The organism is Motilimonas sp. E26, from assembly GCF_021278025.1.
Taxonomy (GTDB): Bacteria; Pseudomonadota; Gammaproteobacteria; order Enterobacterales; family CBDFNC01; genus Motilimonas.
Genome location: NZ_JAIBHJ010000001.1, coordinates 15,333 through 28,302, shown reverse-complemented (window position 1 = coordinate 28,302; position 12,970 = coordinate 15,333). Strand labels below are relative to the sequence as shown.

12 protein-coding genes are annotated in these 12,970 nt (G+C 42.3%); 3 read left to right on the top strand and 9 right to left on the bottom strand.

Annotated elements, in window-relative coordinates:
• Window positions 1-190: 190 nt before the first annotated feature.
• From K1M91_RS00130 to pdsR, 3 genes are read right to left on the bottom strand one after another with little or no spacing between them, the layout of a single operon-like run.
• Window positions 191-844, bottom strand: a complete 654-nt coding sequence (locus tag K1M91_RS00130) for a DUF2982 domain-containing protein (RefSeq protein WP_232799530.1) — start codon at window positions 842-844, stop codon at window positions 191-193.
• Between the two features lie 6 nt (window positions 845-850).
• A complete protein-coding gene (locus K1M91_RS21490) occupies window positions 851-2,860 on the bottom strand; it encodes an ATP-binding protein (RefSeq protein WP_232799529.1) in 2,010 nt (669 codons plus the stop codon).
• Window positions 2,857-3,555 (bottom strand): proteobacterial dedicated sortase system response regulator, encoded by a 699-nt coding sequence (gene pdsR, locus K1M91_RS00120; protein WP_232799528.1) that lies wholly within the window; start codon window positions 3,553-3,555, stop codon window positions 2,857-2,859. The genes K1M91_RS21490 and pdsR overlap by 4 nt, the downstream gene beginning before the upstream one ends.
• Window positions 3,556-3,782: 227 nt before the next feature.
• Here pdsR and K1M91_RS00115 point away from each other — a divergent pair, with 227 nt between their 5' ends.
• Window positions 3,783-4,670 carry a hypothetical protein gene (locus tag K1M91_RS00115; protein ID WP_232799527.1) on the top strand — a complete coding sequence of 296 codons (888 nt, stop codon included), beginning with the start codon at window positions 3,783-3,785 and terminating at the stop codon, window positions 4,668-4,670.
• Window positions 4,671-4,721: 51 nt separating this feature from the next.
• Window positions 4,722-5,888, top strand: coding sequence for a PilT/PilU family type 4a pilus ATPase (locus tag K1M91_RS00110; protein WP_232799526.1), 1,167 nt, complete (start codon window positions 4,722-4,724; stop codon window positions 5,886-5,888).
• A 54-nt stretch (window positions 5,889-5,942) separates the two neighbouring features.
• Here K1M91_RS00110 and K1M91_RS00105 read toward each other — a convergent pair whose 3' ends face one another.
• The 3 genes from K1M91_RS00105 to K1M91_RS00095 all read right to left on the bottom strand — a co-directional run bounded on the left by K1M91_RS00105 (window position 5,943) and on the right by K1M91_RS00095 (window position 8,343).
• A complete protein-coding gene (locus K1M91_RS00105) occupies window positions 5,943-6,497 on the bottom strand; it encodes a DUF2058 domain-containing protein (protein ID WP_232799525.1) in 555 nt (184 codons plus the stop codon).
• Between the two features lie 87 nt (window positions 6,498-6,584).
• Window positions 6,585-7,355, bottom strand: a complete 771-nt coding sequence (locus K1M91_RS00100) for a class III extradiol ring-cleavage dioxygenase (RefSeq protein WP_232799524.1) — start codon at window positions 7,353-7,355, stop codon at window positions 6,585-6,587.
• The gene (locus tag K1M91_RS00095) at window positions 7,345-8,343 is read right to left on the bottom strand and encodes a glutathione S-transferase C-terminal domain-containing protein (protein ID WP_232799523.1); all 999 of its coding nucleotides are present in this window, start codon (window positions 8,341-8,343) and stop codon (window positions 7,345-7,347) included. Before K1M91_RS00095 ends, K1M91_RS00100 begins: the two co-directional genes overlap by 11 nt.
• A gap of 131 nt (window positions 8,344-8,474) precedes the next feature.
• Between K1M91_RS00095 and K1M91_RS00090 the strand changes: the two genes are divergently transcribed.
• Complete coding sequence (locus K1M91_RS00090) at window positions 8,475-9,344, top strand: LysR family transcriptional regulator (protein ID WP_232799522.1); 870 nt, start codon at window positions 8,475-8,477, stop codon at window positions 9,342-9,344.
• Here the strand turns inward: K1M91_RS00090 and K1M91_RS00085 are convergent.
• The 3 genes from K1M91_RS00085 to K1M91_RS00075 all read right to left on the bottom strand — a co-directional run bounded on the left by K1M91_RS00085 (window position 9,341) and on the right by K1M91_RS00075 (window position 12,968).
• Window positions 9,341-10,594 (bottom strand): Y-family DNA polymerase, encoded by a 1,254-nt coding sequence (locus K1M91_RS00085; RefSeq protein ID WP_232799521.1) that lies wholly within the window; start codon window positions 10,592-10,594, stop codon window positions 9,341-9,343. The genes K1M91_RS00090 and K1M91_RS00085 overlap by 4 nt on opposite strands.
• A 5-nt stretch (window positions 10,595-10,599) precedes the next feature.
• Window positions 10,600-11,004, bottom strand: coding sequence for a translesion error-prone DNA polymerase V autoproteolytic subunit (gene umuD, locus K1M91_RS00080; protein ID WP_232799520.1), 405 nt, complete (start codon window positions 11,002-11,004; stop codon window positions 10,600-10,602).
• A gap of 221 nt (window positions 11,005-11,225) precedes the next feature.
• Complete coding sequence (locus tag K1M91_RS00075; RefSeq protein WP_232799519.1) at window positions 11,226-12,968, bottom strand: ABC transporter ATP-binding protein; 1,743 nt, start codon at window positions 12,966-12,968, stop codon at window positions 11,226-11,228.
• Window positions 12,969-12,970 lie beyond the last annotated feature (2 nt).

Genomic DNA, 12,970 nt, shown 5'->3' with positions numbered 1-12,970 from the left:
TCCTAGTCATATATAACTCTTAGGGTTGATATTACAAAGTGAAAATGACAGCTGTCATAACTTCACAAGACACTTTAGTAACGAATAAAGCGTTTATTAGTAGTTAATGTATCGTTGTAAAATGCTTTAAAAGCAAGTGAGAATCCGTGATAGGTCCTTTTTATACTTTGCCCACCAGTATAAATTGCAGTTATGGGTGTAGATGTTGTTGGTGCATTTCTCTAATCAAAGGTAAAAAATCTTCAAGGGGACGATCCAATGAGCTAGCGCTGATGTAGATGTGGTAGCCAAGTAATTCATTGAGCAGAGCCATACGATGCCCCAGCATTGCATTTAATCCAGTATAACGGGTTTTGTTAGGGCTTAAATAATCCCGCACATCGAACATATGCTCACTGGCGCAGCTCGGGCAGTCAGAGTTGTAACGCATTGCCAGTACTAATAATGCCCTCTGTTCAACAATAAAATGGCTGGTTAAACGCGGGGATATAGAGTTTAACAACGCTTCAGGGTGGCGTAATTTAATGCCTAGATAATGAAGTGGCTCCCTTGCCCCAACTGTAGGAATATCGAAACGTTGTATGTCCTGCCAGGCTAAATGAAAGTGACCTTTGACATGGAAAAAAGTTAACCCAGTTTGATCTAGCTCTAAACTGGTTTCAGGTTCGAGTATTTTAGCTACCCCCAATATAACGGCAATAAACGCAGCCAAAAACAACAGGAGCAAGTTAAGGGAATAGGCGGGCCATGTCAGCATGGCCGCCAGTAATAACATTAACGCAATAATACTGCCAAAAGTTAGGGTATAGGCATTACGCTTGGTATCGGGTTTAATTTTGATCATATGCCACTATTTATCTGAACGTTTTGGGATAAGGCGACTAAAATGGGCGAAGTTAAGTGAAAAAGCCACGCCTTGTCGCGTGTTTTTCGCGCTGAAAGTGCCTTTATGATGCTTCACTATCATGCTAACAATAAACAAACCTAAGCCTAGGTGCGCTTTGTCTGATTGAGTCGCGCGCACAGAAACTAACGAATCAAAGATAGTGCGAGCCATGCTCTCGGGTATTGAGTTACCTTGGTTATATACTTCTATTTGCCAATCTAGTTCATTGTCAGACAAGATCAACTCTATCTCACTCTTTTCCTCAGCAAAGTCAATGGCGTTGTCGATAAGCTTATCCAACGCCTGTACCAGTAGCTCAGGATATATTTCAGCTGTTATCTGTCTCTTCGTTTTATCTACAAAAACAAAAGCCTGTGATGGCCATGTATGTTGATAAGCAGAAGTTAGCTCTTGCAGCATGTCATTGATCGTGACAGTGTCTAACTCAAAATCGTTAAGGCTTTGTTCTAGCCTTTTGGCCTCACTCATCGCCGTGATCATTTGACTTAAACGAGTACATCCATTGGTTGCTCGCTGAATATAGGTGATTTGTTCTTCATCCAAATTTTGTCCTTGGGTAAGGTTATCAATAGATGAACGGATCACTGCTAATGGCGTTCTAATTTCATGGGACAGTTTAGCCGCTAAGCTACTCAGGTAATCGGTTTGCTGTTGTTTTAAGGCCAGTAGCTGGCTGAAGCTACGAGACAAACTACCCAGTTCATCTTGGCTTAAGTTTAATGGCAGTTCACCTGTAAACTCCGCTTCTTGTTGCAGTTGTTGCAAAGCACTGGCACTTAATTTATTAATGCGCCATGTTAACCAACTGGCATACGCGAATAGCCCACCTGCGGTAAAGATAAATGCCAGTAAGCTAATAAAAAACAAGCGATTAAAGGCTGAGCCCGCCAACCGGATAAGCACCTCTCCGCGCTGAGTCGCTACTAAATAATGGGTGGTTGTTGGATCCAATTGCAATGGTTGAACCATTAATAAGTGGCTTCGATATCCTTCTCTAAACCAAGTAGCTTGTTGAAATTGACTAATGAATTGCGGATAGACCAGTTGGCTTCGTTCAAATAATGGGCGCCATTCTGGTAATGCGCTGGTGTCGAGTAGCCAAGCATAGATCTTTTCCATTAACCAAAAGCCCGGTATGTCATTTTTAATGCGCTTTCCTGTTACTTGGCTTAGCAGCCAACCTTGTTGATCTACCAAGTACACTTCAATTCCTTGTTGGATCACTGGGGCAAGTATTTGGGTTATTTTATTGTCCTGATGCAATAAAGGCCGAAATGTATTTTGTGTACCTAGGCTAAATACTTGCTTATTGTCTTGGTATATTTGCCAGTCTAGGCTCAAGCCTCGGTTAAATTGGTTAAGGGGAAGTTTTATTTCTATTTGTGCCCCTTGTGCCACTTCACGCCAAAATCCAAGGTGACTATAACGCGGGTTCTGGCTATTCGCTGAACTAGAGAAATAAAACAGTCCTGAGCCTGCGGTACTTAAGGTGTACTCAGAGATCTGTTGCTGATTAGAGAGGCCTTTAAGTTTGAATTGCTCTCGTTCACTATGACCTGGGCGATCAAATCGGTTTTGGTCGGTACTGGTTGTGATCCATAAATATAGATGCTCACCTCTGTACTGGGCAGCTATGTTCAGTTGGCGTTGACCCTGTTCTAATTTATAGAACGGTGGCGTGGGTTGTTGCCAATCATTTTGATAGCCATCAAGTTGAATTTGATCTTGTGCTGGCACGGCATAGATTGCCGGGCCTAAGGTGTTGTGATGTCGCGGTGTAATGGCATCATTCTGATTGCTCAACACTAAACTGGCTGCACTCAGTGTATTTTCTAACAGGTTTTCTTGGCTACGTGCTAATACTTGCGTTATTTCTTGCATACTTTGGCAACCCGCCCAAGGTAGCCCTAGCATTAAAATCGAAATAAATAGCAGCTGCTTTTTTAATTTCACTCCGCGCTCCAGCGATAACCCATGCCGTAAGCGGTGCGAATATGATCAAAGGACTGATCAAGGGATTTGAATTTTTGTCTGATCCGCTTGATGTGTGTGGTAATGGTGTTGTCATCTTGAACCACGTTAGCTGCGTCCATCAGTTGCTGTCTTGATTTTACTTGGCCTGGATATTTCGCCAATGCATGTACGATCCAAAACTCGGTCAGTGTTAATTCCACCGGTTGACCTTGCCAGCTGATGGTCATGGTTAAGTTGTCGATTAGCATCGGGCCCCGTGTTAGTGAATCACTCGGTGAATTTATTTGATTATTCAACGCATCAACGCGGCGAAGTAGGGCTTTTACACGTGCGACCATTTGCGGCAGACTGATATCTTTAGTTAAGTAATCATCCGCGCCTAAGCGTAAGCCGGATACTTCATCGAGTTCACTGTCTCTTGCGGTGAGAAAAATAATCGGCAGGGTGGCCGATTGTTCTCGTAGCTGACGACAAAGATCAAAGCCACCTTCATACTCATCTGCCAGTCCAACATCAATAATGGCTAAATCGGGCAAGCCTTTACTGGCAAACTCATCCAAGGCTTGAGCACGGGTGGTATAAATATTAACGTTAAAACCCAAGCGCTCAAAGGCCGCTTTATAATTGGCTGCGATGGCGGCTTCATCTTCAACTAACGCTATCTGGCGCTTCATTCACTTTTCCTATTTATCAGTGATTTACCGTATGCATGTTAGCAGTTTTGCTTAATAATAAAATAGTCACATTTTATTCTGTTAGTTTGCCAGTAAGATCACGTTAATTAATTGTTATTAGGGTCTCTTCGGACGGTTCGTTCTAATATTAATAAAGACCGTTTTGTTGGCAAAGACGGTTGCTCACTAGCTGTCAGAATTTATCCGAAAGGAATTAAGGCAAGTATATGGTTTTCTTAAGAAGTTGTTTACTCTTAGCTTACATTGTTAGTGTTGACGCATGGGCTGAGAAAGAAAAAATTGTAGTGTGGGAGCAATTACTTTCGCACCCTAATAGCATTGTGCCTGAGCTTTTGATTAAAGCGTTAGACGTGACTAAAAGTGAGTTTGGCGATTATGAGCTGGTGGCCACAGACGCGATGGAACAAGGCCGAGTTATTCGCCATTTAGCGCAGCAACCGACCATTGACATTGCCGTTTTTGGGCCCAATAAGTTTCGCGAAAGTGTTGCGATACCAGTGCGGTTTCCCGTGACTGGCACCTTGTTGAGTTATCGCGTTTGTTTAATTCAAAATGGTAAACAATCGCGTTTTAATGGTTTGGCAAGCTTAAGGCAACTAATTGATTCTCATCTGGTGATTGGTCAGCATCAAGATTGGCCTGATACCTCGATAATGGAAGCTAACGGTTTAACCCTGTGGAAAAGTACCAAATACGCTATTTTATTTGATCAACTGAGTGTGGGTAGATTTGATTGTTTTTCTCGTGGAGCCAATGAAATAGTTCAGGAGTTAGCCAGTCATCCAAATAAGGGGCTGGCGATTGAAAATAATTTTGTGATTTATTACCCCTTTCCCTTATTTTATTTTGTCAATAAAGCGAACCCGCGGTTGGCTGAACGATTGTCATTAGGTTTGCAAAAAGTTTATGATTCAGGTGATTACCATAAGATGTTTGAAGCTCAATTTGGCTTATCATTAACTCAGTTAAACCTAACAGAACGTAATATGATTGAGCTAAAAAATCCGCAGCTCACTCGGGCCACTGAACAAGCTATGACCCATTTTAAAGCCCAGTTTGATCCTTTAATCAAAAACGCTGGGCAAGCTCGATAATTAATTATTTAACCTAGTTAGCCCATTTTGTTGTAGGGCTTGGAGTAAACAATGCAGTTTGAACAAATGCTAAAAATCTTAGCGAATAACGATGGTTCCGATCTTTACCTATCCACCGGCGCGCCCGCTTGTGGCAAGTTTCAAGGTGTATTAAAACCCATTGATAAAACGCGCTTTGAGCCAGGTCAAATAGAAGAAATAGCCTATTCTATTATGGATGGCGAACAAAAAATTATTTTTGATCAAGAGCTTGAAATGAACTTGGCTTTGTCTATTCATGGTGTAGGGCGCTTTCGTGTTAACATTTTCAAGCAGCGTAATGAAATATCAATTGTTGCCCGTAACATCAAAATGGATATTCCTCGGTTTGAGGATCTTAAGCTGCCAGAAGTGCTAAAAGAGGTGATTTTAACCAAAACGGGCTTAGTGTTATTTGTCGGCGGTACAGGATCGGGTAAGTCGACATCTCTCGCGGCCTTAATTGACCATCGTAATAATACTCAAGGTGGTCATATCATCACCATTGAAGATCCGATTGAATATGTTCACCAGCATAAAAAAAGCATTATTAACCAGCGTGAAGTAGGGGTAGACACGCGAAGCTTTCATGCCGCGCTCAAAAATACCCTGCGCCAGGCTCCCGATGTGATCCTTATTGGCGAGATCCGCGATCGCGAAACGATGGAGCATGCATTAGCCTTTGCTGAAACAGGTCATTTAGCTATTTCGACCCTTCACGCTAATAACGCCAACCAAGCATTGGATCGTATTATTAACTTCTTCCCAGAAGAGCGCCGTCCACAACTACTTAATGATTTAGGTAACAATTTACGTGCCTTTGTGTCACAACGCTTAGTGCCGACTGTTGATGGGAAACGTTGCGCGGCGGTTGAAGTGATGCTAGGCAGTCCAACTGTGCGTGACATGGTTAGGCGCGGTGATTTTAGTTTACTTAAAGAAGTGATGGAAAAATCAAAAGAGCTAGGCATGAAAACCTTTGATATGGCTTTGTTTGACTTAACAATTGAAGGACGTATTACTGAAGAAGAAGCGATTAAATATTCCGATTCACCAAACAACTTACGTTTGCGTTTTAAGTTGTATCACAAAGGCCAAGGCGAGGAGAGTAATACATCAGACGGAGAAACCATGACGACGTCATCGGGTTTATCGCTGAGTTTAGAGCCGATGGACGATCCGGAAGAGCCGGATTTATAGACTTTTCGATGGGTCCAAGGTAAGCCTGGACCCATCGCAAAAATGCTTATGGCATTACCACATCAGATCATCAGGAATTTCATAACCTGCATAAGGGTCATCCACTTCTTCATCAATTTGCGCTTGGGTTGCTGCGCTTTTCTCATGCAGTAATACTACCGCACTTTCGTCAATAGTATTCAAGCGCTGAGCGACTTGATCCAGTACGATATAAAAGCGTTCGTCTACTGTTACAACTGCTAACAGACCCTTAATGAGATCTTGTTGCAATTTAGGGGTTACCCATAGCTTTTTAATTACATTTTCAAAGGTAAATTTATATTCAATTTCACCTTCAGTGTCTTTCAAGGCGTTACGTAAAATAATTTGTTTTACGCGCTCTTGTTGCTCTTTAGCTGCTGCCGCGACTCTTTTTTGCTCGTTAAGGGCGTCGTCCTTGAGCTTTTGTTCTAGGGCAGCCTTCTCAACTTCAAGCTGTACCTCGGTCTTTTCTATTGTGCCTTTTTTCTTTTTTTGTTTATTTTTTTTACGCTTTTCAGACTGAGCATTACGCGCGGCCTGTTTAGACACTAGGCCTGATTTTAATAACTGATCTGCTAAGGATGACATAAGGGTAAATCCACAATGAAACAAAACTTAATGATATTTTACCGTGTTTCAGTTGAAAGGCGAATGGAAACTTATGTGCCGTTATTATTACCATTGCCAACTGGTGTTGTTGCCATTTTTTAACTCCCACGATTCATGGATCAATGAAGCTTTATTTCCGGCTCCTGCGCCAAGTGCAATAAACAATGGGCGTAAGTGTTCATCTGTTGGATGGGATAAAGCCGCGGCTGGTGCTAGGCTGCGATATTGCAATAAGCTTGCTATGTCGTTTTTGCTCACTTTTTCTTTCAGCCATTGGCTAAATAATTTGGCCCATTCACTGGGCTCGCCTGATGTTGAAAATTCGGATAAATTATGGGTAATCATACCGGTTGTAATAATCATAATGCCTTGTTTTCTAAGCGGTATTAATGCCTCCCCTAATTGATGTAACTGTTTTAAACTGAAGTTTTTTGGCAGGCTTAGGCCGACAGTAGGAATATCTGCGTTTGGGTACATGAGGTATAAAACGGACCATGCACCGTGATCTAGCCCTCTAGCTATACCTCTGTGGCTAATATTTTTCGCCGTCAGGCAATTTGAAAGGTGTTGTTGTAACTCATGATTTGACTGTGCAGGGTAAATAATTTCACTTAACTGAGGTGGAACCCCCCAAAAATCATGTATGGTCGCTAAATTATTCTGCTGGGTAAAAGCCACTCCCTGCGTTTCCCAGTGGGGTGATACAATCACAATCGCTTTAGGTATAGCTATGTTATGACTTAGCTTCCTTAAAAAAGAATTGGCCGCACTTTGCTCAATCACACGCATTGGCGAACCATGCGAAAGAAAAAAAGCGGGCGCTATTTTAGTGGTCATGGCTTTTTTTCACCTTGTTTACGATTCTGTTCGTGATTGGCCCACTCGGAACGACACCATTTGGATTTAATGCTTTAACTGAGTAATAGCCTTGCTTGATATGATCAAAGTGCACTGTTTCCCCTAGTTCATGGTCGTAGAATAAACGGGATAAATAGTGACTTAACCAGATGTAGTCTCGGATTGGTTTAATATTGCATTTGAATAAGTCATGATAGACACAGTCAAATCGAACGAGTGTGACAAATAGCCGTATATCAGCTTCTGTTAAATGCTGGCCAAGTAGAAATAATCGACCATCAGAGAGTCTGTTTTCTAGCTCTTCAAGGGCATGAAATACGTCATCAACCGCCGTTTCATAGGCTTGCTGCGATTGGGCAAAACCTGCTCGGTAAACACCGTTATTTAACTCAGTATATAAATATTCATTAAGCTGGTTCAGCTGATCTAATTGTTCAATAGGACGTAAATTTGTTTTATTTTTTGCCCAGGGGGTAAAGGCGTTATCCAGCATTGCCAGAATGTCAGCAGACTCATTGTTGACTATGGTGTTTTGCTTTTTATCCCATAATACGGGCACTGTTGCACGGCCCGTCATCATAGGCTCTGCGAGTAAATAGAGTTGATATAAGTATGGTTTTTGGTGCAAATGGTCTTCAGTGGCACCGCTAACATGACGTGATTCAACACCAGCAAAGCACCAGCCAAAGTCGGTTAAATATGGCTCGACCACACTGATGGATATAACATCTTCTAATTGCTTAAGTTTGACTAATGCCAGTATACGCGACGCCCACGGACAAATATACGCGACATATAAGTGATAACGACCGGCTTCTGCCTTAAACCCTTTATTACCCGTTGGGCCCGCTGAGCCATCAGGTGTAATCCAATGTCTAAAGCTGGCAGCCTCTCGCTTAAAGTTGCCTTGATCATCTGTTTCTTGGTACGGATCCCAAGCCGCTTGCCAATGCCCATTGACTAACATGAGTTCTCCTTTTACTACTTTATTGAGTGTTCATTTATGCCTCTATCAGATATAGCCAGTATTTGACATCTTCCTTAAATAAACAATGCGGATTATTATGGAAACATTGTTTACTAAAAAGAGACAATGAAGTGAATCAACTAGGACTGTTTCGTACATTTATTGCTGTGGTGGAGTTGGGGAGCTTTACTGCGGCTGCGCGGCATTTAGGGAAAACTAAATCTATTGTGAGTAAGCAGGTTGCTCAACTTGAAGTATTACTTAATATTCGCTTGTTCAATCGCACCACTCGGGCAATTCATATCACTGAACAGGGCTCCCATGTTTACCAGCATGCTTTGGTTATTATCGAGCAAGTGGATAGTTTATTTCAGCTTAACCCGACCGGGAATGATTCATTAACAGGGCGCTTACGTATTAGTGCTCCTCATACTTTTGCTGAAACCACACTAATGGCAACGTTGCCTTCTTTTATGAAGTTGCATCCCAAGCTGAAAATTGAACTCGTGCTTAATGATCATTATGTTGACCTCATTGCCGCCGGTTTTGATTTGGCATTTCGGATTGGTCGGTTAGACGACTCGAACTTGATTGCACGTAAAATAGGGTTGTGTCAGCAAATGCTCGTGGCTAGCCCAGCATTCATTGATCGCCATGCCCCGATTGAAAAGCTCTCGCAGCTGGCTGATTTACCTTGTGTTGTAGACACTAATCGCCGCGAGGGCAGTAAGTGGGCGTTGCTAATTAATGGTCATACAGAGCAAGTTCGAGTTAATGCTCAGCTTGAAGTCAATAGCGCCGCGGCAGCGGCAATGGCTGCTGCATCTGGCATTGGAATCGCTTTGCTTCCTGATTTTGCAGCTGCTCCTTTTTTAGAAAGTGACACTCTGACAGTTGTTTTACCCCAGTATCAATCGCCTTTATTGGGGATTTATGCGATCTATCCGCACCGGGATTATTTAACAAAGAAAGTAACCGCTTTACTTGAGCATTTGGCTTAACAGCGAATTTTAGGAATATGCTGCCATCGTGTGGTGTATTGGGGCGATAAAAAATTACGTTTCATTGACCAAGGTTTAGTTATTCCTTCACCTGCGACGGTGATACATTGACCAAAACGCGCATTGATGGTGTCGATGCATTGCATCAGAGCGGGGTTGTTTTTACTGCCACTGAACATATCAAGCTGTTGATGTTGCTCATTTGCGAGTTCAAGTAACCCAACGCCAACACGGTAGTAGGGAACGCCTGGTTGGAATAATTTGTGTAAGTTATCGGTTAAGGCGTTGGCAATCACAGTGGTGTCATTGGTGGCGACATGAAAATGGTGAAAGTGTTTAAATGCTCTTGGTTTGTCATCAAACGGTGATGAGGCTGCAAAGGCCATCATAGTGTGACATAAACTACCTTGCTCGCGCGCCTTTTTGGCGGCAATGGCGCCATGTTGTACTAAGGCTTGATTTAATGACTGGGCATCTGTTACCCGTTCGCCAAAACTTCGTGTTGAGAATATTTGCTGTTTATCCGCTCTGACTTTATCCCATGTTTTAACAGCGTCGCCATTAAGTTCACGAACGGTGTTCGCCATGTCAATATTAAAATGGGCGCGGGCAAAATGGGGGTTCATTTGCGCTAGCTCAAAGGCATTGTTCACGGCTAGTAACGGCAAGCGTTTGGCTATGCGTCGGCCTACTCCCCAAACATCTTGCGGGGACATTTGCGTTAAAATAGCTTGGCGTTGCTTAACACTATGTATGGTACATACACCTTGATATTCCGGTATTTTCTTTGCCGCATGGTTAGCTGCTTTGGCCAGAGTGAGGGTGTTGGCAATACCGACACAAACCGGTAAGCGCAGTTGGGTCCAAATGCAGCGGCGAATAGCATGACCCAACAAGGTTAAATCAGGCCAAAGCTTTGTCATGCCAGATAAATTCAGGAATACTTCATCGATCGAATAAACATGCATATCGCTACAAAATTGGGTTAGTAGGTTACTGAACTTATTAGATAAATCTGCATATAACTCATAGTTGCTAGAGCGAACAGCAACACCGTGGCGTTCACATTGCTGTTTTACTTTAAAGTAGGGCGCAAAGCGGGGAATGTTCAGAGCCTTGGCTTGTCGATTCATGGCACATACACAACCGTCGTTATTGGTTAATACAATGATGGGACGATGGCGTAATGATAAATCAAATACGGCTTCGGCGTAGGCATAGAAGCCGTTAATGTCGACTAAGGCAAACATGACCATTATTCCAGTAATAAATGACTGGGTTTATGTAACCGGATAGAGCGGGTGACCACCCCTTCAATCACAAATTCATCGTGTTCGTGAATCATGATATCTGCTTCACTCTCATTGCCAGAGATCAATCGTTTATTCTTTATATCTATGATTTTACAAACAAAATTACCATTGTAATTAGCCACCACTACATCTAAATGCGCATAGCGATAAGCTCGGTCAACAATTAATATGTCATTGTCCATGATGCCCACATTACGCATGCTGTCGCCACACGCACGGCCAATAAAAGTAGCACTGGGATGTTCAATTAACAATTCATCAAGTGTTAACCCTTGCTCAGTATAAGTGGCAGCAGGTGACTCAAAACCAGTAATGCCACAAGCTGCTTTGATAGGAATGATCTTCATACTAAATTACCTGTATAAGTATACAGGTAATTCTAGCAGTGATAGGCTAGCGGCACAATCATGATGAGCCATGAGTTATTTACTAAGAATTACCAAGAAACAGTTGTTATTTATGCCATCATGCTATTTGTTAAGAACGCCTATAGCACACTTCGATAATGTGCTCAAATCAAAAGAATAAATCTAACCTTATGTTATATTTACAATTTAAGTTAAAAGCGTTAAGCAACAATGTTGTTCGGTTGGCTATCATTACACGCTAACAACTGGTGATATGCACCGCCTTGGCGTACTAAATCGGCATGTTTGCCTTGTTGAAGTAATACTCCTTGTTGTAACACGACGATTTTATCAGCCATTTTTATGTTACTTAATTTATGGGCGATTACCAGGAGGCTAACTTTGCCGCGCAGTTGCTGAATAACACGACCAATGGCTTGTTCAGACGCTGGATCTAAACTTGCGCTGGCTTCATCGAGAATAATAACAGAGCTATTTTGTAACAGAGCGCGGGCAAAACACAGTAGCTGTTTTTGTCCGAGGGTGAGCAGGGGCGAATTATTGTCAATAACGGTATCTAAGCCGTGAGGTAAACTGGCTAACCAGGCGGCTAATTCAACTTGTGCTAAAACATGATGGATCTGAGAGTCGTCGGTATTGACCAGATCCAATAACAAATTTTGCCTAACACTCCCTTGCATAATAAAAGGCTTTTGATCGACTAAGGTTATGGCTTTACGTAAACTGTTGGTTTGGTACTGGGTAATGATGTATTGGTCCAACTGGATCTGGCCACTGTTTACTTGGTAGTAGCCTTTAAGTAGCTGTGCTATGGTACTTTTTCCGCTACCTGTTGGCCCTACTAGGGCCACAAATTCACCTGGTTCGATAGTTAAATCAAGATTGGATAACACCGATTCACCTTGCTCATATGCAAAATTTACCTGATGAAAGCGGATAGTTGGGCAATGGTTTAAGAGTATTGAGCCGCCAGGTGATTCCATTTCATAGTCAAGTAACTGAAATACCCGCTCGGCGGCCGCAACTGATTGCAGTAGCTCACCTTGGCTTTGCATTAAATTAATAATGGGCTCAAAGAAACGAGCCAAATAAGCAAAAAAGGCGAAGAGTAAGCCAAAAGCCAGTAGGTTAGTTGGCATTGCCCCTAAACTTAAAATAAGCGCAGCCATCATTAAAATAGCCAGTAGCTCTAACATAGGCCGGAGTAATAAAGCTTCTAATGTGACATTACGTTGGCTCAGTGTAATATTTGTCTGGGCTTTATCATTCAAACGCTTAATAAAACGAGGCTGCGCGTTGAATACCTGTAACAGTAGAACCTGCTGTAAGCTCTCATTTAAAAAACCATTTATTTTCGCTGACTGCTGTTTAATTTTTCGATGTAATGGTAATGAAAAGTGGCGATAGGCAACAAATACGGCGATAAACACGGGAATAAAAGCAATACACACTAAGGCCAGTTGCATATTTAGTAGCAGCATAGAAATAATAACGGCACTGATGGTCACAATATCTCTTATGGTACGCCCGATAATGTTTTTGAATAGGTGACGCACGGCTTCAACATCTTGCGTCATTCGATTAATGGTTTCGCCATGACTGTGCTGATGAAAATAAGCCATGGGTAACTTTAAGCAGTGCTGAAAACTGGCTTGGCGCAGCTCACTAATAACACTTGCCGATAAATCAAAATAACTTAGGGATTGAAAATAAGACAGCACATTGGCGCTAATAATCACGCCAATATAGATAACCGCGATGCCGACTAGTGCGCTCATTTCGTAATCATCAACGGCGACAAATTGGTCAATATAAATCATGGTTAGCCAAGGCGCCAGCATGTCTAAGCCCGTCGCTAGCAGTAACAATAAAGAAGCACGAAATAAGGTCGCTTTGTGATTTAAACCATATTTTAATAAGCGCAGAATAATCGATGCGTTCATGG